Here is a 21,645-nt window from a genome sequence, read left to right on the forward strand (position 1 = left end):
ATGTAGATGGATATCAACTTCAATAAAAACGAAGATTATAACAAACTTTTAGTTTCTGATTTAAAAAGACGTTTTGCCAAAGTAAAATTAGGTGGTGGACAAAAAAGAATAGACAAACATCATCAAAAAGGAAAAATGACAGCTCGTGAAAGAGTTGATTATCTCTTAGATACTAATGCAAAATCTATAGAAATAGCAGCTTTTGCTGGTGATGATATGTACGCAGAACATGGTGGTTGTCCTTCTGGAGGTGTAGTTGTAAAAATGGGCTACATTAAAGACAAACAATGTATTGTTGTGGCTAATGATGCAACTGTAAAAGCTGGAGCTTGGTTTCCAATAACAGGAAAAAAGAATTTACGTGCACAAGAAATATCCATAGAAAATAAAATTCCGATAATTTATTTGGTAGATTCTGCAGGTGTTTATTTGCCAATGCAAGATGAAATTTTTCCAGACAAAGAACACTTTGGTCGTATTTTTAGAAACAATGCCATAATGAGTAGTATGGGTATTACCCAAATTTCTGCAGTTATGGGTAGCTGTGTTGCAGGTGGTGCTTATTTACCAATTATGAGCGACGAAGCTTTAATTGTAGATAAAACTGCAAGTATCTTTTTAGCAGGTAGTTATTTGGTAAAAGCTGCAATTGGCGAAAGCATAGATAACGAAACTTTAGGAGGCGCAACAACACATTGCGAAATATCTGGTGTTACAGATTATAAAGCAAAAGATGATAAAGATGCTTTAGATAAAATAAAATTTATTGTTGATAAAATTGGTGATTATGATAAAGCTGGTTTTAGTAAAACAGAAGCTTTTCCGCCAAAAGAAAACGAAGACGATATTTTCGGAATTTTACCAAAAGAAAGAAATGCACAATATGATATGTTAGAAATCATAAAACGCTTGGTAGATAATTCTGAATTTGAACAATACAAAGAAGGCTATGGAAAAACCATAATAACAGGTTACGCCAGAATTGATGGTTGGGCTGTTGGTATTGTTGCCAATCAACGTAAATTAGTAAAAACTAAAAAAGGAGAAATGCAATTTGGTGGTGTTATTTATAACGATTCTGCTGATAAATCTACACGTTTTATTGCCAATTGCAATCAGAAAAAAATACCTTTAGTTTTCTTACAAGATGTTACTGGTTTTATGGTAGGTTCTAAATCAGAACATGGAGGCATTATAAAAGATGGTGCAAAAATGGTAAATGCAGTTAGTAATTCTGTAGTTCCAAAATTTACAATTGTTATTGGTAATTCTTATGGAGCAGGAAATTATGCAATGTGTGGTAAAGCTTACGACCCAAGGTTAATTGTAGCTTGGCCAAGTGCAGAATTGGCTGTTATGAGTGGTAATTCTGCTGCAAAAGTTTTATTGCAAATAGAAACAGCTTCCTTAAAAAAACGCGGCGAAGAAATTACACCAGAAAAAGAAGCTGAATTATTTGATAAAATAAAATCACGCTATGACAAGCAGATTTCACCTTATTATGCTGCAGCAAGAATCTGGACAGATGCAGTAATAAATCCTTTAGAAACCAGAACTTGGATTTCTATGGGTATAGAAGCTGCAAACCACGCTCCTATTGAAAAACAGTTTAACATGGGAGTGTTACAAGTATAATAAAAAACAGGATTATTTTTAATCCATATTTAATGATTAATATCATAAATCGCACTTGGTATAACTATTATTTTTGTAATCTAACAAATTTTCATAAAACATGAGTAAAGCTATATATATTGCCACAATAGAATCTGATAGTGGTAAATCTTTAATTTCTTTAGGTCTTTTAAGAATGATGTTAACCAAATCTTCTAAAGTTGGTTATTTTAGACCTATAATAAATGAAGTAAAAGACAGTAAGTATGATGACCATACAAATACTGCTATTAATTTTTTTAATTTAGATATCGATTATGATGACTGCTATGCTTACAAACAAAGTGAAGTTGTAGAGTTATTAAGTGAAGGTAAATCTGATGATGTAATTCACAATGTCATCAAAAAATATAAAAAATTAGAAGCCAAATACGATTATGTATTAGTAGAAGGTACAGATTTTTCTGGTGAAGGTGGTTTTACTGAATTAGATGTTAATTTAATGATTGCCAAAAACTTAAATGCACCCGCATTAATTGTTGGTGCAGGAAATGGTAAAAAGAAGAAAGATTTTATAAATACAATGCAACTTACCTACAATTCTTTTATTACTAAAGAAGTAGATGTGATTGGTATTGTAGCTAATAAAATAGAGGTTGATGAAGTAGATTATATAAGAAATGAACTTCAAAAAAGTTTTCCTAAAAACCTACAAATAGACATTATTCCTAAAGTTGATTTCTTAACATTTCCAACTGTAAAAGAAGTAGTTCAGGCTTTAAATGGTCGTGTTTTATTTGGCGAGCAGTTTTTAGATAATGCTATTGGTAGTTACAGTACTGGTGCAATGCAACTTCGTAATTATTTAACACGTATTAAAGAAAATGCTTTAGTAGTAACTCCTGGAGATAGAGCAGATATTATTTTGGGTGCATTACAAGCAAATGCTTCTAGTAATTATCCAAAAATTGCTGGTATTATTTTAACGGGTACATTAACTCCTGAAGAATCTATACTTAAATTAATAGAAGGTGTACAATCTACTGTGCCAATTATTTTAGCTGATGGTGGAACTTTTAAAATCACCAATAAAATTGGTTCTGTTAAATCTAAAATTTATGCAACACACGAAAAAAAGATTTTATTGTCTTTAGATACTTTTGATAAATACGTGAATGCAGAAGGTTTAACAAATAAATTAACGTCTCATAAATCAGACAAGTTAACACCAAGTATGTTTCAATATAATTTATTGCAAAAAGCAAGAATTAAAAAGAAACATATTGTTTTACCAGAAGGTGATGATGAAAGAATTATTAAAGCTGCAGCTCGTTTACAATTATTAGATATTGTAGACTTAACTTTATTGGGAGATAGAAATACAATTCAGCTAAAATGTGATCAAATAGGTTTACAAATTGATTTAGATAGTATTAATATCTTAAATCCTGAAGACTCTATTCATAATGATGATTTTGGTAAAACTTTATACGAAGCTCGTAAACATAAAGGAATGACTGAAACTACTGCAAATGATTTAACCAGAGATGTTTCTTATTATGGAACCTTAATGATTATGAATGGTTTAGCAGATGGAATGGTTTCTGGAGCTGTACACACTACAATGCACACTATAAAACCTTCTTTACAACTAATAAAAACAAAGCCAGGTGTTTCTGTAGTTTCATCAGTATTTTTTATGTGTTTATCAGATAGAGTTTCTGTAATGGGAGACTGTGCTGTAAATCCCAACCCAAATGCAGAACAATTAGCAGAAATTGCAATATCTTCTGCTCAATCTGCAGAAGCTTTTGGTATAGAAGCCAAAGTAGCTATGCTATCCTATTCATCAGGTAGTTCTGGAAAAGGTGAAGAAGTAGAAAAAGTTAGAAAAGCAACAGAAATCGTAAAAGAAAAAAATCCTAATTTAAAAATTGAAGGACCTATACAATATGATGCAGCTGTAGATATGTCTGTGGCAAAAACTAAAATGCCAAATTCTAAAGTAGCTGGCCAAGCATCAGTATTAATTTTTCCAGATTTAAATACAGGTAACAACACTTACAAAGCCATTCAAAGAGAAACAGGAGCTTTAGCTATTGGGCCAATGTTACAAGGTTTAAATAAACCTGTTAACGATTTAAGTAGAGGTTGTACAGTAGATGATATTTTTAATACAGTTTTATTAACCGCAATTCAAGCAGAACAAGAATAATTATGAATATTTTAGTTTTAAACGCAGGGTCTTCTTCATTAAAATATCAGGTAATAGAAATGCCTCAAGAAAACGTTAAATGTGTAGGTTTAGTAGAAAGAATTGGTATGCAAGATGCTATTTTCACACACGAAAAAGGTGGTGAAAAATCTACTGAAACGTTACCAATTTTAAATCATGAAATAGGTTTACAAAAAGTTGCCAAAGCATTATTAGATAATAATGTTGGTGTTATTAATACTGTTGATGAAATTGAAGCTGTTGGTCATAGAGTTGTTCATGGAGGAAACAAATTCAGTAAAACAACAATTGTAAACAAAGAAGTTAAAGATAATATTCGCGATTTATTTGATTTAGCTCCTTTGCATAATCCTGCAAATTTAACTGGTATAGAAATTGCAGAAACAATTTTTACATCTGCAAAACAAATTGCAATTTTTGATACTGCTTTTCATCAAACAATGCCTAAAGAAGCCTATCAATATGCAATAAAAAATAAATTTTTAGACGAACATTATATTAGAGCATATGGTTTTCATGGCACAAGCCATAAATATGTATCAGAAAAAGCAATTGAGTTTTTAGGTGCTGAAAAATCAAAAAAAATCATTACAATTCATTTAGGTAATGGCTGTAGTATGGCTGCAGTAAAAGATGGTAAATGTGTAGACACTTCTATGGGGTTTGCACCTTCTAATGGTTTAGTTATGGGTACACGTTCTGGAGATATAGACCATTCTGTAATTTTCTTTTTAATTAAAAAGCTTAACAAAACTGCTGAGGAAGTATCTAATTTATTAAATAAAAATTCTGGTATGCAAGGTCTTACTGGTTTTTCTGATTTAAGAGAAATTTCTGAAAAAGCAGAAAATGGTAACCAAGATTGCCAAAATGCATTAAACCTAGCTGCTTATAGAATTAAAAAAATTATTGGTACTTATAGTGCTGTTTTAAATGGTTTAGATGCAATTATTTTTACTGCTGGTATTGGAGAAAATTCGGCATTAATGAGAAAATTGTCTTGTGAAAATTTAGATGGCTTAGGTATTGATTTAAATATTGATAAAAATAATGTTCGCTCTAAAGAAATTAGAGAAATTCAAACAGAAACATCAAAAGTAAAAATATTAGTAATACCTACTAATGAAGAGATAGAAATAGCTAAACAATCTTACGATTTAATAAAATAAAAAATAAAGGTATTTCTGAAGATAAAAATTTTCAGAAATACCTTATTAAATTGGAGAACTAATTATTTTTTTACAATTCTTTTTGTAACAATATTTCCCTCTTCTGTTTCTAGTTTCATCAAATAAACACCATTAACTAAATTTTCAATATTAATTTTATTTATATTGGTACTTAATACTTTTTTACCAAGAACATTGTATAATTCTATTTTCTTGATTGTAAAACTATTATCTTTTATAGTTAATAAAGAAGTTGCTGGGTTTGGATAAACCTCAAAATCTACCAATGTTATATCTTTTGTATTTGCTGTATTTTCATTATAATTATAAGTTATTTTACTATCATCTGAGCTTTCACTTAAAATTTTATTTATAAAATGATGCTTTACATCAAAATATATTTTTGTACCAATTTTATCTTTAAAAGGATGAGTAATATCACTCATATTAACATTTAAATCATACTGATAAGTTAAAGGCTTAAAATTATTCATTGTAGATGATTGATCTCTATAACCTCCCTCTTGTGTAGCAATATTATTATTAGAATCATAAGTATAATCATAGAACTCTTCTAGAGTATAAATATCATTATCTTTATTATAATACTCTTCTTTAATTAACCTATTACTAGCATCATAAGTAAATACTTCTTTGCCACTTTCTATCCAAGATGAATTTATGTAATCTTCTTCAGTTGTTGTAACTAAGTTATTACCTTGATATATATATTTAATTCTTTCAGATCCATCTTCTTCTAAATACCAATTTACTCCATCCCAACCATAACCTATATAATAATCTATGTTAGTACCATTATAAAATATTTCTGCTTTATAATTATTAACCCAAACATTATTTTCTTTCTCTGAACTAATGTATGTTGTTAAAAGATTATCTGCATTATAAGTATACTCACCTTTATACTCATTATTATAATTTTCTTCTATAAGTCTACCAAAAGTATTATAAGAATAAGTTGTCGTTTCTTCTAACTCTAAAACATCGTCTGAATTATAATCAGCATAGTATTTTTCTTGAATTAAATCTCCATTTGTATTATAACTATAATCTGTCTTAGAAGAAATATACCAACTAGAACCTGAAAAATATTCTTCTGTTACAGAAGTTAATATTTGCCCAAAAGAACTCTGTATGGTACAAAATAAAAATAATAAAGTAATTTTTTTCATAATTTATTTAATTAATTGTGAATAGTAAACTTAAAACAAATTAATAATTAAATAAATACCTACATGTAGGTATTTATTATTATAAATACGTCTTTAAAATAATTGTAAAAAAACATTGTAATCTTTACATTTGTAGGCATTTTAAAAAAAATCAACAGAAATGGGTAGAGCATTTGAGTTCAGGAAAGCAAGAAAAATGAAACGTTGGTCAGCAATGGCAAAAACTTTTACCAGAATTGGTAAAGACATTGTAATGGCTGTAAAAGAAGGTGGTCCTAACCCAGATTCAAATTCTAGATTAAGAGCAGTTATACAAAATGCAAAGGCTGCTAATATGCCTAAAGATAATGTTGCTAGAGCCATAAAAAAAGCAACAGATAAAGATACAGCTAATTATAAAGAAGTTTTGTTTGAAGGTTATGCACCTCATGGTGTTGCTATTCTTTTAGAAACTGCTACAGATAATAATAATAGAACAGTTGCTAATGTTAGAGCTGCCTTTAATAAATGTGATGGAAATTTAGGTACTTCTGGTTCTGTAGTTTTTATGTTTGACCATACTTGTAACTTTACTGTAAAAAAGGAAGACATTACTATTGATATGGAAGAATTAGAGTTAGAATTAATTGATTTTGAAGTTGAAGAAGTTTTTGATGATGAAGAAGGAATTATAGTTTATGCTCCTTTTGAGCAATTTGGCTCTTTACAATCTTACTTTGAAGATAACAATATAGAAATTCTATCTTCTGGTTTTGAAAGAATACCAACTACAACTGTTAAGCTAAATGAAGACCAAAAAGCAGATGTTGAAAAATTGTTAGAAAAATTAGAAGAAGATGATGATGTAAATTCTGTTTACCATTCTATGGAAGAATAAAAATTATATTTTTTATATTATAAAAAGCAAAAGTCGTGATTTTAACAATCACGACTTTTTTTTAATCTAATGTAAAATATCCCCCAATATTTAATACATTAATAATAAATATTAATGCTACAAATATAACATAGTTTTTTAAATATGTTAAAATTTAGGCACAACTAACCTACTACATAGGTCTTATTTTAACTATTAAACTACTATATTTGTGCCTCTAAGCCTATTTTATCTTAAAAAATGAAGAATCTTTACAAAATAGAAACTATTTTATTTTTTTTATTATTTATTAATATCAACTCAATTTTTAGTCAAGATATTCTTATAAAAAATGAAGAAACCTGGCATTATTACGATCAAGGTTATTTAAATAATGATTGGTATAAAGATTTAGATTTCTCTGATTGGAAATCTGGTATTTCTCCAATTGGTTATGGAGATAAAAAAAATAGCACTACAATTTATGCAGAAGAAGATAGAGAAAACCGAAAAATAACAAAATATTTTGCAAAGAAAATTTTTATAAAAAACCTTCATTTAGCTTATGAATTTAAATTATTAAGAGATGATGGTGCTGTTGTTTATATTAATGGTAAAGAATTGTTTAGAGATAATATGCCTAACTCTACAATAAGCAACAAAACATTTGCTATCAGTACAGTTAAAGAGAAAAATGAACATAAATATTTTCAACACTACTTTGATAATAATGTTTTTAAAGAAGGTGAAAATACCATTGCCATTTCTATACATCAATCTTATGTAACATCTAGCGATTGTATTTTTAGTTTAGAATTGATAGGTCATAACAATTCAGATGTATTATCTTTTGTAGTAGAAAATAAGAATAAAACAAACCAAGAGTTAGCTAATAAGCTTGAACTTTTAAATTTAAAATTCGAAAATGAAAAAACTCTCATTAAAAAAGAAAGCTTAGAAAACATAAAATTTAGTTTACAAATTTTAGTTTTTATTCTTAGTACTTTACTAATTTTATCTTTAGTAGGTTATTATTTTATTTTACAAAATTATAAGAAGAAAATTATTGAAATTAAACAAGTATTAAAAGATTTAAAATCTGAAAATTTAGATAAAGAAAAAGAAATGATTTCTTTATCTACAAACCTACTACATCACAAACAATATTTTAAAGAAATAAAAGCAGATGTTAAAGGAATTAAAACTGAAGATAATAATCTAATAAAAAGTATAAATAATCAAATTGATTATGTTTTAGAGAATGATGAAGATTGGAAAGTTTTAAAACAACACTTTAATGCTGTACATGAAAAGTTTTTTGATAAATTAATCTCAAAATATCCTTCTATTACAGAAACAGAATTAAGACATTGTATGTTTATTAAACTACACTTACAAACTAAAGAAATTGCAAGAATTTTATCTATAGATCCAAGATCTGTACAAACTGCAAGATATAGAATTAAAAAGAAAATGGAATTAGATGAAGAAGTAGACTTAAGAGACTATTTGTTAAACATCTAAATTTCTGATAAAAGAAAAAAAAATCCCAAACTAAAAAGTTTGGGATTTTTTTTCTTATCAACTATTAAAACTTATTATCACCATCTAAAATATCTCCTATACCACCTAAAATAGAACCTTCTCCTCTACTACCATTTCCTGTTTTTGGTGCCATAGCTAAAACTCTACCAGCTAACCTACTAAAAGGTAAAGATTGAATATAAACAGTACCTGGCCCAGTTAAATTTGCAAAAAACAAACCTTCACCTCCAAAAACAGTATTTTTAATACCTCCAACAAATTCAATATCATAATTTACACTTTGCGTAAAACCAACTATACAACCAGTATCTACTTTTAAAACTTCGCCAGGTTGTAAAACTTTTTTTGCCATAGTTCCTCCTGCATGAATAAATCCTAAACCATCACCTTCCATTTTTTGCATGATAAAACCTTCTCCTCCAAACAATCCTCTACCTAATTTTTTAGAAAACTCAATTCCTATAGAAACTCCTTTTGCAGCACACAAAAAAGCATCTTTTTGGCATATAAATTTACCACCAAAATCATTCAAATCAATAGGTATAATTTTTCCTGGATAAGGAGATGCAAACGATATTTTTTTTTTTCCTACACCATCATTCGTAAAAACAGTCATAAATAAACTTTCTCCTGTTAAAATTCGTTTACCAGCAGAAAATATTTTCCCTAAAATTCCTTTATCTTGATTAGATCCATCACCTAAAATAGTATTCATTTTAATATGATTATCCATCATCATAAAAGTACCAGCTTCTGCAACAACACCTTCTTGAGGGTCTAATTCTATTTCTACAAACTGCATTTCTTCACCGAAAATTTTATAATCAATTTCGTGAGCATTCATATTATTATTTTGCGAATTATTTGGTAATCTATCTTGGAACATATGATTTAAGTTTTATTATTAGAATGATAAACTAAACTTTTGTTACAAAAAAAAGCATCATTTCTCAAATTTAAGAAATTTAGCCTCAATAAAAAGTTTTTCAGAATCTCTAGAAATTATTCTATCAGAAAATTCTTTTTGAATGTTAGTAGAAAATTTTGTTACTAATACAGCATCTGCACCTACTTCTTTACCTTTATTAATAATTAAATCAGACACCTCTCTGTTATCGTGATTATCATATATTGGTTCTGTATTAAAAGTTAACAAACCCATAATCTTATATTTTCTTACTATCTGGTCTGCATCATAATAAACAGAAACATTTGTTGTTGGTGTGTAATTATTGCCTATATAATTTAAAGTTGGGGCACATTTAATAAAAAGAAAAGTAATAATAAATAAAAAAATGATTGTTTTTTTAGTTTCATATTACTAAGGTTTTGAGACTCTTAACTTCAAAATTTATACCATACTACAAATTTTAAAATGAATTTTAAATTTAATTTATTATGTTAACATAATAATCTATAATAAACATAGATTTAAAATTAAACAGTCAATTTTAAAGTTTTCTTAACTTATCACTTTTAACAAAAGAATTACTTTTGGTATAAATTTAAACAACAAATATGAAATATTTAACTCCAGAAATCGAAGCATTATCAAAAGAATTTGAAATCACTAAATCTTTAGCAAGAACAAATGTGTCTTGTGGAATTTTTCAAGATTGTGATTATAATGAACAAAGACCTCAATTATATCAAAAGCAAAGTTAAGCTTCGCTTTTTACTTTTATACTCCAATTAAATTGGAATTTAGATACTTCAACTCCATCTGAATTCTTACCTATAGAAGTTAAAACAATCAACTGCCCCTCACCTGTTTCTATAGATTTTTGAATAGCTTCTCTAATCTCATTACCTCCTGAGCATGTAAACGTAATTCTACCAGTAGCTTTTTTATAAAAATCTGCTTCTTGGTGAGTAACCAACATCGAAACTTTTCTTTTAGAATTGTAAATAGCTTTCATTACTAAAATACCTGTTGGCATTTCTGCAGCCATACCTTGTGCAGCCCAAAACATACTTTTAAACGGATTTTGATTCATCCATCTATGTTTTATAGTAACAACCACTTCAGAATCTGTAATTGACTTTACTCTTACACCTCCAAAAAATGCTAAAGGCAGTTTTATTAGGTTAAAAAAATTGACTTTTGCAGGCGTAAACTTCATTTATAGTTTGTTAAAATTGATAATAAATATTTTTTTTATCTTTTTCTAAAATCGATTAGCAATATAGTTAATTTATAATAAAACTCAATCATATCAAACGTTTTCAGGAATAATCAACACTAATAATTACAAATTTAATATGTTAAAAAAATGTTAATTATAGTACTATGTATTGCATAATACCTTTTTTAGGATATATATTTGCATAAGAAAGTATTATATATTTTATAAAATGAAAAAAAATAACGAAAACACTAACGCATTTTTAATTCATATATCTGCATTTGCAGGTTTAATGTTTCCTTTTGGCAATATTATAACACCATTAATTGCTTGGCAAACCTTAAAAGACAGAAGTGTTTTTTTAGATGAACAAGGTAAAGAAGCTGTAAACTTTAATATAAGCTATACACTTTATGTATTTCTAATTTCTATATTGTTTATTCCTTTTGCATTTGGTTCTATTTTTAATAATCATCGTCGTCATTTTAATTGGAATAACATCAACTTAAATTTTGATTTCGATTCACATAATCTATTTGGTTTTTTAGGTTTTGGTTCTCTTGCAGGTTTAGTATATATCATAGGCATTGCTTTGGTAATTATAGCATCTATAAAAGCTAGAGAAGGCGAAAATTACAAATACCCATTAACAATTAAATTTATTAAATAATTACAGTTATTTAATGACAAGAATTGAAACAATAATAATTAACAAAAAACACTCGACAACATTTTCTTATAATAATAAGATTTAGAACGAGTAAATAAATCACAATATATGAAGATTGAAAACACAAAAGCGCAAATGCGAAAAGGTGTTTTAGAGTTCTGCATTTTATCTATCCTAAAAAATGGTGATGCTTATACTTCTGAAATACTTTCTACGCTAAAAAGTGCAGAAATGATTGTGGTTGAAGGAACTATCTATCCACTACTAACTCGTTTAAAAAACGCAGGGTTATTAACTTATAGATGGGAAGAATCAACTTCTGGACCACCAAGAAAATATTACGTTTTAACCGAAAACGGAGGCATGTTTTTGAAAGAGTTAAGCAAAACATGGAATAATTTAGTAAACGCAGTACACCAAGTAACTAGTAAAAAATCGACTACCAATGAATAAGACAATAAATATAAATTTAGGCGGATTTTTCTTCCATATAGATGAAATTGCCTATCAGAAATTACGAAGATATCTAGAATCGATTTCTAGATCTTTAAGTGATGATCCGCAAGGAAAAAACGAAATTATTGCTGATATTGAGGCTAGAATTAGTGAGCTATTATCAGAAAAAATAACAGATGCTAGACAGGTTGTAAATGAAGGTGATATAGATGATATCATTAAAATTATGGGCCAACCAGAAGATTATGCAGATGCTGAACAAGAATATAGCGATTCTAGTTATTCTTACAGAAGAAATAGCGCTTCTGGTAAAAAATTATTTAGAGATGGTGATGATAAATTTCTTGGAGGTGTTGCCTCTGGTGTTGCTCATTATTTTAATATTGATACCATTTGGATTCGTTTAGGTTTATTAGCATTATTCTTTGGTGCTGGTTTTGGAGTGTTACTTTATATTATCCTTTGGATTTTGTTACCTGAAGCAAAAACTACTTCAGAAAAATTACAAATGGAAGGCGAACCTGTAAATATTGATAATATTGAGAAAAAAATTCGTGAAGAATTCAGCAATGTATCAGACAAAGTAAGTGTGGTAGCCAAAGAAGCATCAGAAAAAATAAAAGATGGTGCTAATGAATTTTCTGATAAAATGAGTAAAACTTTTTCGGGAAAGACCAAAAAAAATAACGGAGCAAGCGATTTTTTAGATACTATTGGTAAAATTATTTTAGCCATTTTTAAGGTTATTGGTAAGTTTATTGGTATCTTAATTATCTTTATTTCTGCTGCTGTTATTTTATCTCTAATTGTTGGAGGGTTTTCTTTAGGAAGTTTAGAATGGTTAAATGTTGATGCTAATTTACAGTATCCACCATTTTTCTACGATTCTGTAATACCAACTTGGGCACTTACTTTATGTAGTTTTCTATTAATTGGTATACCATTTTTATTATTATTTATTTTAGGTTTAAGAATCTTATCTACTAACGTAAAAAAGTTAAGCAAACCAACATCTTTAACACTTTCTGGTATTTGGATTGTTAGTTTATTAATTATCATATTTACGGGTATTGAATTTGGTACATCTCATTCAATTAATGGGCAATCATCAGAAAAAAAGAGTTTAAATATTATAGAAAATGATACTTTAAACTTAAAAATTATAAATGATGATGAAATTTATTATAGACATAATTTAAGATCTAACACTTATAGAGAAGAAGTTTATGTTGATAACCAACAGATGGTTTATAGCAACAATGTAAATGTTGATGTTAAAAAGAGTAATTCTGATGAAAGCTATATGATCATCTTAAAAAAATCTCAAGGTAAAAATAAAGGTAATGCCAGTCATAATGCAAAAAGAGTGAGCTATAATTATAAAATTGAAAACAACACAATAATTTTAGATGCTTACTATTTGTCTTCATTTAAAAATATTTGGAAAGATGAAGAAATAGAAATTACCATTTATCTACCTAAAAATGTGAGTATTTATTTTGATAATTCTACCAAGAATTTTTTAGATAATGTGAAAAATGAAGGAGATATTAGAGATAAAGATATGGCTAACCAACATTTTATTATGACAGATAGAACTTTAAAATGTACTGATTGTGAAATTGAAATTGAAGTTGAAGAGAATACAGAATCTGAGTTAAAAGAAACTTTTTAAAACAATTCATCATAAAAAAACAACAACTGAGTAACCTTTGTTTCTTTTTAAGCGTCTAATAAAAGACCTTTATCAAGTAAACTTAAAACAAACACCATGAAAACATCAACCAAATCATTATTAGCAATCGTATTTTTAACAACATTATTAAGTTCTTGTAACGTTAATATGTTTAATAGAATTAACGGAAATAGAAATGTAGTAACAGAAGACAGAAGCCTAAAAGAAGATTTCACTAAAATAAAAGTAAGCACTGGCTTAGATTTATATCTTTCTCAAGGAAAATCAACAGAAATTACTGTAGAAGCAGATGAAAATTTACAAGACATTATTATCACAGAAATTAATGATGGTGTTTTAAAAATTTATTCAGAAAAAAATATTTGGAAAGCAAAATCAAGAAAAGTATATGTTACTGTAGAAACTTTAGAAGGAGTTACTGCAACAAGTGGTTCTGATGTGTATACTAAAGAAACTTTAAAAGTAAACAACATTTCTGTTAGCGCAACAAGTGGTGCAGATATTAGAATGACTTTAGATGCTAATTCAGTATCTAGTAGTGCAACAAGTGGTTCTGATATAGAAATATCTGGAATTACAAACCAACATTCTGCAAGTGCTACAAGTGGTGCTTCTATTGATGCTTACGATTTAGAAAGTAAAAACGTAACTGTAAAAGTTACTAGTGGTGCAGATATTAATGTTTATGCATCAGAAAGTATAGATGCTAAAGCTACAAGTGGAGGAGATATTGACTTTAAAGGAAGCCCAAAACAAGTAAATAAAAAATCGTCTTCTGGTGGAAGCATTTCTGCCAAATAATTACACAATTATCAATCAACCAAAGATTTCTTGAGGCTGGAAACAGCCTTGAGATTTCAATTAAAAACAAGCTATGTACTCTTTTATAGACTCTTTTAAAGAATCTTTTATCATAAAAATATTTATTGCTATCCTCCTATTCTTACACAGTTTTTTTACTGCTGCTCAAGTAGAAGAAATTCCTGAATATAAAATTGCAAATGTTAAATTATACAATGATATTGTAAAAATGGATAGTATTTATTTTACAGCTTACAATAACTGCGATATAAAAACTCAAGCTGCTATTTATAATGAAAATATTGAATTCTTTCATGACAAAGGCGGTTTATTATCAGACAAAAATCAACTTTTAAAATCTCTAGAAGATAATATCTGTAATAAAGTAACCAGAACTTTAATTAAAGGGAGTGTAGAAGTTTATCCTATACATAATTATGGTGCTATTGAAATTGGTTATCATAAATTCTTTAATAAAGAAGAACCGAAGGCAAAATCGGTTCCCAGTAAATTTATTGTTACTTGGAAAAAAGAAAACGAAAATTGGACAATTACTAAAGTAATTAGTCTTCATTAAAATATTTAAAAAACTGCCATTAGAATAGCTAACTCTAATAACAGTACTAATACTTGGTTTTATTAGTTTACTTGGTAAGTCGTCGTTTTGTAAAAAACGACGCTTACTTTTTTATACTGAATTTGTTTTACAGCTTACCTTAAGCTTATTTTGTATTAAAAGATAGATAAACAATTCATAATCAATAAACTTAAAAACATTTTACAAAACCTTAACTTGTCTTTCTTATCAAAAAAAACTAAATTAGCTTACAAAAAATTTAGTAATCGTTATGAATAGAAAAGAATTTTTAGAAAAAACTTCATTAGCTAGTGCGTCATTATTATTACTAAATAGTTGCGATTTTAAATCCACTAAAAATAATACAATACCTAAAATTAAAACAGCAGTAAACATTAAATCACCAAAAGTAGATGAAGATATTTTCTCATATATCAATAGAGAAAAAGGTGAGTTTAATATTACTTTATACAGACAAATCTTAGGAGCTGCAAACGCGTACAAAGAAGGTGATGAAACCATAAAAGTAGCTGCTTTAAATGAAAATTCTCGCAAAAACGCAAGACAACTTTTAGCTAATTCAAAGATAAAAGACCTAGTTCAGAATTCCGTTTTTACTGATGAACTTCAAGAACTCATTCAAAAAACAACATTTCAAGAAATTGAATTTTTTAATTGGTCCATGCAAGAATTAAAAGCATTTTGTTTGCAAAAACCTGAATCTGAAATTAAAAAAATATTACCTAACTTATCTAGTGATGTTATTGCATGTTTGGTAAAATTAATGAGTAATGAAGAACTGATTGCAATCAGTCAAAAAATATTTAACCCACTACCAAACAGTAAAATAGGTAGTAGAGGTTATATGGGTGCTAGAGTTCAACCCAATTCTCCAACAGACAATACAGATGATATTGCTTGGCAAGTTTTTAATGCGTGGTCTTATGCTGTAGGTGATGTTGTTTTAGGTACAAACCCTGTTTCTAGTGAACCTGAATCTGTGGCTAGAATTGAAAAAACACTCTTAGATATCATCCAAACTTTTGATTTGGAAGATACAATTCCCAATTGTGTATTATCTCACGTAGATATACAAGCACAAGTGGAACAGGAAAATCCTGATACTACTGGTATTTGGTTTCAAAGTATTGCTGGCACAGTAAATGCCAACAAAACTTTTGATGTTTCTATTGAAAAAATGTTAGAATATGCATCAACTAGGAATGGCCAATATGGTTTTTATGCAGAAACTGGCCAAGGTGCAGATTTAACCAATGGACATAGTGAAGGTTTTGATATGGTAATGCACGAATCTCGAAAATACGGATTTTTAAGAGCCTTAAAACAAAAGATAAATGAAGTAAAAGGTGGTAACGAATCTTGGGTACACGTAAATGATGTTGCTGGTTTTATTGGACCTGAAGTATTCAAATCTAAAGAACAATTAGTACGTTGCTGTTTAGAAGATACAGTTATGGGTAAATTGCATGGATTAACCATTGGTTTAGACATCTGCTCTACCTTGCATATGAATGTAAATTTAGAAGATTTAGATTGGTGTATTGAACAAGTAATGCCTGCAAATCCTGCTTATTTAATGGCTTTACCAACCAAAAACGACCCTATGTTAAGCTATTTAACCACAGCATTTAGCAATCATGTAAAAATTAGAGAACAGTTTGGTTATAAAGTGAATGATGCAATGTGGAATTTCTTCAAAAAAATAAAAATTATTGATAAAAAAGGAAAGCCTACCAAACATTTTGGAGACCCTAATTGGGTATTTTATCAATATAAAAAGGCGAAAAAAGACAAACGTTCAAAAACTGAAATTTATAAAGAAGGAGAAACCATACTTTCACAAATAGAAAAAAGAGGTATTTCTATTGCAAAAGGTTATGGAGAAAATATTTGGGATTTAGATCCTAATTTAAACAAAGAAGTACATCGTTTGTATAATGATGCCAAAGTAAGTTTATGGACGGAAATTAATCCGAATTTTAAAAATAGTATTCCATCTGCAATAGCAATTTCAACCCAATCAAAAGACAGAAAAGATTATGTGTATCATCCAGAATCTGGAGAAATTTTAGGTGATGATGCTACAAAAATGATTAAAAATATTAGAGCTTCTTGGAATGGTAAAACTCCTGATATACAAATTATTATTTCTGATGGTTTAAACGCAAGAGCTTTAATGGATGATGGACATTTACATCCTTTTTTAAATGAATTAAACAAACAATTAAAAACAAGTAATTACACCATTAGCAATAGCTCAATTTTTATAAATAACGGACGTGTAAGGGCTGGTTATGCATGTGGAGAACTTTTATTTGGCGAAAAAACCAACTACCCAAAAAGTCATGGCATCATTCACATAATTGGTGAAAGACCTGGTTCTGGACATCATAATTTTTCTGCTTATTTAAGTGTAACCAAATCCACAACTTGGTATCATAAAGGTGTTGTAGATCATAACATTTCTAGAGTTGTTTCTGGTATTTCAGATACAGCATTACACCCCAAAGATGCTGCACTAACCACCTCAAAAATTCTAAGTGAGTTATTTTTAAATACTACTGATGAGAAGTTGATTTCTTAAAATAATAGTTGTTTTTTTGACGAAATCACAATTATTGTAATAATCTAAAAATTAAGGACTTATAATTTTTATTTATTTAATTAAAAACTTAATTTGTAAAAAATTAAAAAATAATTAGATATGAAAAAGATTCTTAAATTTACATTTTTACTATTAATTAGTAACCTAAGTTTTAGCCAAATTGAGTTAGATAAATCTATTAGCTATAATGATGCAGAGGGTTGGTTATTACCATACTCTACTTCAGAAGGTAGTTTTTATTATTTAGCTGGACCTGGTTTAAAAACATTTAAAATTTTTAATTCTGACTATAGTCTTAAATCAGAATTCACACCTAACTTACCATCTGGAGTAGAAACATTTGATATATCATTATATACAGAAAACTTTGGTGTATCAAAACATATTTTTAATTCAGATGATTTGTTTGAAATAGTTATTAGCTTTTCAGAAGACGAAGATTCTTCTAGTAAAAAAATAATAATTTATAATGAAAATGGCGAAATTGTAAAAGATTTTGGTGATAATGAATTTTACATTTCAGATATATATGATTTTATAATTTTTAATGATAAAGCAGAAAATGTAAACAAATTAATAATCTATAACACTACAACTGAATCTACTGAAATTTATACACTTCCTTCATCTACTTTAGCTACAAAAGAAATTGATTACGTTAAATCATTAAAATCATTTCCTAATCCTGCTATAAACTATTTGTATATAGAAAACGTAAATACCAACCAGAGTAATTTGACGCTTTTTGATGTTAATGGAAAAGAATTTAACACAAAACTAATTAAAACTAGACAAGAAAATAGTTTTAAAATTAATTTAGAAAACTTAGCAACTGGTCTATATTTCTACGAAATAAATAACATTAAACATAAGTTTATTAAAAAATAAGATTTATCAGTTCAAATTCAAAGTTTTAATCAAATTTTCATTCAGCTTTTACCTGCTAATAATCATCCTTTGAAATGAAAAATATAGAATTAATTTGAAGAGCTATAAATTTTACTTTACTTATTCTAAATACAATTTTAGAAAACAAAAAAAATCCAGCTAAAAGCTGGATTTTTTAATACCTTAAAAGTAAAAACTTCTTATTGGTTTCCTAAAATAATTGGCATTCCAGATTTACCAGAACCAATTACAATCACTTTACTGTTTGTTGATTCAGAAAGTTTTAAAGTAGCTTCAATACCTTTTTCTTGTAAAATTTTATCGGTTAAAGACGCACTTAAAATCTTATTTGCAGTTGCTTTACCTTCTGCATCAATCTTTTGTCTTTCAGCTTCTTTTTTAGCTTTTGCTAAACGAAACTCATATTCTAAAGATTCTTGTTCTTGCTTTAATTTAGTTTCAATTGCAGTTCTAATTGTATTTGGTAATTTTACATCTTCTACCAAAACTCTTTTTACTGATAAATACTGTCCTTTTAAAACATTCTGAACTTCATCTAAAATTTCTTGCTCAATAACATCTCTTTTACTAGAATATAATTGCTCTGGTGTATATCTACCAACAACGCTTCTTGCAGCTGCATTTATTGCAGGATCTAACAACTCACGTTCATAATCTTCTCCTTTAGTTTTTATAAGTTTACCTAAATTTTCAAATTCTGGCTCATACCAAATTGTACCATTTACTTTAACTTCTAATCCGTTTACAGAAAGTACATTCATTTCATCAGAAATAGATTGCTGACGTACTTTTCTTACAATCATCTTGTTCCAAGGTAATACAATATGAAAACCTTCTCCATAAGATTTTTCTGTATTAATACCTTTACCTAAAGATTCGAAAATTACGCCACCTTCTCCAGGACCAATTGTAACTGTAGATTTAGTGAATAGTATGATTGCAACAACTGCAATTATAATTAGGAAAACTCCACCTTTAGGGAAATTCAAATCCATTTGATTATTTGCCATTTTAATATTTTTTAAATTTTATCAAATTTACAATTTCTATTGATGAAACCCAATGCATATATTTTATATTTTACCAAAGTATTTTCTAAGAAACCATTCTGCTGTTAAAAGTGCGATTACTAAAAATAAAATCCATTGCCAATCAATTAAATTTACTTGCTTTTTAGTTGCTTTTTGTACTGTATAAAAAGACTCATTGGCTAACAATTTTTTGGTGATTTTTGCTGCCTGATTTTTATAAAACAGATTACCCCCAGTTTTATCTGCCAGCTTTTGTAATTTTTGAATATTAGCATTTGTAAATTGCTCTTCAATATTATAATCTGTTATTTTAAAACGCCCATTTTTACTGATGCTCTGACCTAAAACAGTAACTTTATAAGTATAGTCTCCAGAATTTAAATTTTCTATCTCTGTTTTAAAAGCGTTATTTACCAAAGAAAAAGGTACTTTAGTAACTACTTTAGTTGTTGTATTTGTAACAGTAATCTCTAAACTCGCTCTTGGGTCGAATTGATAATTTTTATCTGTGTAAAAAGCAGAAATAGTAATTGTAGAATTTGCAGGATATAAACTTTCTGCATCTACTTCTAATCGATTTCTTTTTTTGTTTGAAGCCAAAAACTGAACAATATTCCCAATAAATTTATCAAAATCTTCGAAAGAATTTGTATTTAAAAAACTGTTGGCTCTCCATCTCCAAATACCTTCACCAAGTAAAATTCCAGATTTTTGATTGTTGATATCAAAAGTAGCTAACAAAGGTTGTTGTGTTTCTAAACCATTAATATTTTGATACAATAAAGTTTGGTGTTCTTTGGTAAAACTTACTTCACCAAATTTATCTTTTAAAGGCGGATAATTATTAAAGCCAATATCTTCTTGTAAAAAATTTAGAAAGCCATCATTAAAAACTGCTCCATAATTTTCGGTTTCATTAATTGAATTTTTTCTAACACCTAATTCTTTTTGGTTGATGAAATTCCAGTCTGAACTTGCACCAGAAACCAATAAATAATTATTATTGTTTTCTTTAATTTGATCAATAACTTTATTAAACTTATTATTTAACTGAAACAATATAACCAACTGATAATCTTTAATATTATTTTTAAAATTATCAATATGATAAATTTCTACAGAGCGTTGTTTATTACTTTCTATTGCCTTTTTAAAAGCTCCTAAATCTGGATGCAAAACGGATGTTAACAACAAAACTTTTGTTTGCTCATCTATAACTTCTACAGAAAAACTTTTTGAATTATTCTTAGTGTTTTTCTCATTTTCTATTTTAGAAATGGATGCAGTATAATATTGTAAACCTTCTTTAATAGATGTTAAATTTGCAATAACTGTTAGCGATTTTTTTGATGCAGAAAAACGTACATTTTTTCTGAAAACAGTTTTTCCTTTATTAAATATAGAAAACTGAGTGGTTACATTTTCATTCCCTTCGTAATTTAAAATAACTTCTACAGGAAACTTGTTTTTAATATAACTGTATTTATTTACGTTTAATTGACTGATTTTAACATCTACATATTTTGTAGTATCACCAATTACAATTGGGTAAATAGGTTGTTTTACATTTATAAATTCGTAATCTTGACCTATAGTTTGGTTGCCATCCGTAATTAAAACAATTGGAGAAATCTTATCATTTTGCAGTTCATTTACATTAAGTATTGCATTAGAAATATTTGTTTGATTTTCTGTAAAAGAAAGACTATCTAAAACTTGTAAATCATTAGCAAATGAAAATTTTTGAACATCAAATTTTTGTTGAATTTGTGAATTTTTTTCTAATTCTTTTATAAAAACCTCAACATTTTTATCCTCTTTAAAAAAAGAAACAGAATTAGAATTATCAACCAAAAAAGTTAAAACTGGTTTTATATTAGTAATATTGGTTTCCTCTATTTTTGGATTTATCAATAATAAAATCAACAAAAAGATACTTAATCCTTTTAAAACAAAAAGAGTACCTGTTATTTTTAGTTTGTTTTTTACTTTAAAATAGTATTGAAAGTATGCAATTGCTAAACCAAATAACAATGCTAAAATGAGATATAATATTAAAGTAGTCTGCAATCGTTTTATTTTAATGGGAAAGATATAAAGAACTATTTAAATAAGAATAAACCTGCAATGTTAAATATTG

Annotated in this window: 19 protein-coding genes; 13 read left to right on the forward strand and 6 right to left on the reverse strand. The window is 27.7% G+C overall.

Translation table 11 applies throughout. From position 1 onward, the window contains the following. Positions 1 to 6: 6 nt before the first annotated feature. From KO506_RS09760 to KO506_RS09770, 3 genes are all read left to right on the forward strand, one after another. Entirely contained in the window at positions 7 to 1,635 is a 1,629-nt protein-coding gene (locus tag KO506_RS09760; protein ID WP_215994724.1) for an acyl-CoA carboxylase subunit beta, read from the forward strand. 100 nt (positions 1,636 to 1,735) lie between these two features. After that, complete coding sequence (gene pta, locus KO506_RS09765) at positions 1,736 to 3,829, forward strand: phosphate acetyltransferase (RefSeq protein ID WP_215994725.1); 2,094 nt, start codon at positions 1,736 to 1,738, stop codon at positions 3,827 to 3,829. Positions 3,830 to 3,831: 2 nt separating this feature from the next. After that, a complete protein-coding gene (locus KO506_RS09770; protein ID WP_215994726.1) occupies positions 3,832 to 5,019 on the forward strand; it encodes an acetate/propionate family kinase in 1,188 nt (395 codons plus the stop codon). A 62-nt stretch (positions 5,020 to 5,081) separates the two neighbouring features. Here the strand turns inward: KO506_RS09770 and KO506_RS09775 are convergent, their stop codons facing one another. After that, positions 5,082 to 6,212, reverse strand: coding sequence for a T9SS type A sorting domain-containing protein (locus KO506_RS09775; protein ID WP_215994727.1), 1,131 nt, complete (start codon positions 6,210 to 6,212; stop codon positions 5,082 to 5,084). Between the two features lie 160 nt (positions 6,213 to 6,372). Between KO506_RS09775 and KO506_RS09780 the strand changes: the two genes are divergently transcribed. Next, positions 6,373 to 7,089, forward strand: a complete 717-nt coding sequence (locus KO506_RS09780; RefSeq protein WP_215994728.1) for a YebC/PmpR family DNA-binding transcriptional regulator — start codon at positions 6,373 to 6,375, stop codon at positions 7,087 to 7,089. 240 nt (positions 7,090 to 7,329) lie between these two features. After that, positions 7,330 to 8,592, forward strand: a complete 1,263-nt coding sequence (locus tag KO506_RS09785; RefSeq protein ID WP_215994729.1) for a helix-turn-helix transcriptional regulator — start codon at positions 7,330 to 7,332, stop codon at positions 8,590 to 8,592. Between the two features lie 64 nt (positions 8,593 to 8,656). On the opposite strand, the gene KO506_RS09790 is transcribed toward KO506_RS09785, so the two are convergent. Together KO506_RS09790 and KO506_RS09795 are read right to left on the reverse strand one after the other, a co-directional pair. Then, positions 8,657 to 9,457, reverse strand: coding sequence for a TIGR00266 family protein (locus KO506_RS09790; protein WP_215994837.1), 801 nt, complete (start codon positions 9,455 to 9,457; stop codon positions 8,657 to 8,659). 99 nt (positions 9,458 to 9,556) lie between these two features. Further along, entirely contained in the window at positions 9,557 to 9,775 is a 219-nt protein-coding gene (locus tag KO506_RS09795) for a hypothetical protein (RefSeq protein WP_215994730.1), read from the reverse strand. 356 nt (positions 9,776 to 10,131) lie between these two features. Here KO506_RS09795 and KO506_RS09800 point away from each other — a divergent pair, with 356 nt between their 5' ends. Then, on the forward strand, positions 10,132 to 10,278 hold the full coding sequence (locus KO506_RS09800) for a hypothetical protein (protein ID WP_215994731.1): 147 nt from the start codon (positions 10,132 to 10,134) through the stop codon (positions 10,276 to 10,278). Here KO506_RS09800 and KO506_RS09805 read toward each other — a convergent pair. Continuing rightward, complete coding sequence (locus tag KO506_RS09805) at positions 10,275 to 10,736, reverse strand: DUF4442 domain-containing protein (protein ID WP_215994732.1); 462 nt, start codon at positions 10,734 to 10,736, stop codon at positions 10,275 to 10,277. The genes KO506_RS09800 and KO506_RS09805 overlap by 4 nt on opposite strands. Before the next feature lie 232 nt (positions 10,737 to 10,968). Here KO506_RS09805 and KO506_RS09810 point away from each other — a divergent pair, with 232 nt between their 5' ends. The 7 genes from KO506_RS09810 to KO506_RS09840 all read left to right on the forward strand — a co-directional run bounded on the left by KO506_RS09810 (position 10,969) and on the right by KO506_RS09840 (position 18,453). Beyond that, the gene (locus tag KO506_RS09810) at positions 10,969 to 11,409 is read left to right on the forward strand and encodes a DUF4870 domain-containing protein (RefSeq protein ID WP_215994733.1); all 441 of its coding nucleotides are present in this window, start codon (positions 10,969 to 10,971) and stop codon (positions 11,407 to 11,409) included. A gap of 108 nt (positions 11,410 to 11,517) precedes the next feature. Continuing rightward, complete coding sequence (locus KO506_RS09815) at positions 11,518 to 11,862, forward strand: PadR family transcriptional regulator (RefSeq protein WP_068358205.1); 345 nt, start codon at positions 11,518 to 11,520, stop codon at positions 11,860 to 11,862. Next, positions 11,855 to 13,540 carry a PspC domain-containing protein gene (locus KO506_RS09820; RefSeq protein WP_215994734.1) on the forward strand — a complete coding sequence of 562 codons (1,686 nt, stop codon included), beginning with the start codon at positions 11,855 to 11,857 and terminating at the stop codon, positions 13,538 to 13,540. Before KO506_RS09815 ends, KO506_RS09820 begins: the two co-directional genes overlap by 8 nt. 96 nt (positions 13,541 to 13,636) lie before the next feature. Further along, positions 13,637 to 14,362, forward strand: a complete 726-nt coding sequence (locus KO506_RS09825; protein WP_215994735.1) for a head GIN domain-containing protein — start codon at positions 13,637 to 13,639, stop codon at positions 14,360 to 14,362. Between the two features lie 73 nt (positions 14,363 to 14,435). Next, complete coding sequence (locus KO506_RS09830) at positions 14,436 to 14,939, forward strand: nuclear transport factor 2 family protein (protein WP_252726833.1); 504 nt, start codon at positions 14,436 to 14,438, stop codon at positions 14,937 to 14,939. A gap of 271 nt (positions 14,940 to 15,210) precedes the next feature. Continuing rightward, complete coding sequence (gene eutB / locus KO506_RS09835; protein WP_215994736.1) at positions 15,211 to 17,544, forward strand: ethanolamine ammonia-lyase subunit EutB; 2,334 nt, start codon at positions 15,211 to 15,213, stop codon at positions 17,542 to 17,544. A 120-nt stretch (positions 17,545 to 17,664) separates the two neighbouring features. Beyond that, positions 17,665 to 18,453, forward strand: a complete 789-nt coding sequence (locus KO506_RS09840; RefSeq protein WP_215994737.1) for a T9SS type A sorting domain-containing protein — start codon at positions 17,665 to 17,667, stop codon at positions 18,451 to 18,453. A gap of 200 nt (positions 18,454 to 18,653) precedes the next feature. Here KO506_RS09840 and KO506_RS09845 read toward each other — a convergent pair whose 3' ends face one another. Together KO506_RS09845 and KO506_RS09850 are read right to left on the reverse strand one after the other, a co-directional pair. Further along, on the reverse strand, positions 18,654 to 19,484 hold the full coding sequence (locus tag KO506_RS09845) for a prohibitin family protein (RefSeq protein ID WP_252726834.1): 831 nt from the start codon (positions 19,482 to 19,484) through the stop codon (positions 18,654 to 18,656). 63 nt (positions 19,485 to 19,547) lie between these two features. Beyond that, positions 19,548 to 21,575, reverse strand: coding sequence for a VWA domain-containing protein (locus tag KO506_RS09850; RefSeq protein ID WP_252726835.1), 2,028 nt, complete (start codon positions 21,573 to 21,575; stop codon positions 19,548 to 19,550). Between the last annotated feature and the right edge of the window lie 70 nt (positions 21,576 to 21,645).

Origin of the sequence: Polaribacter vadi, from assembly GCF_018861005.1 — a bacterium.
In the GTDB taxonomy this organism is placed as follows: domain Bacteria; phylum Bacteroidota; class Bacteroidia; order Flavobacteriales; family Flavobacteriaceae; genus Polaribacter; species Polaribacter vadi_A.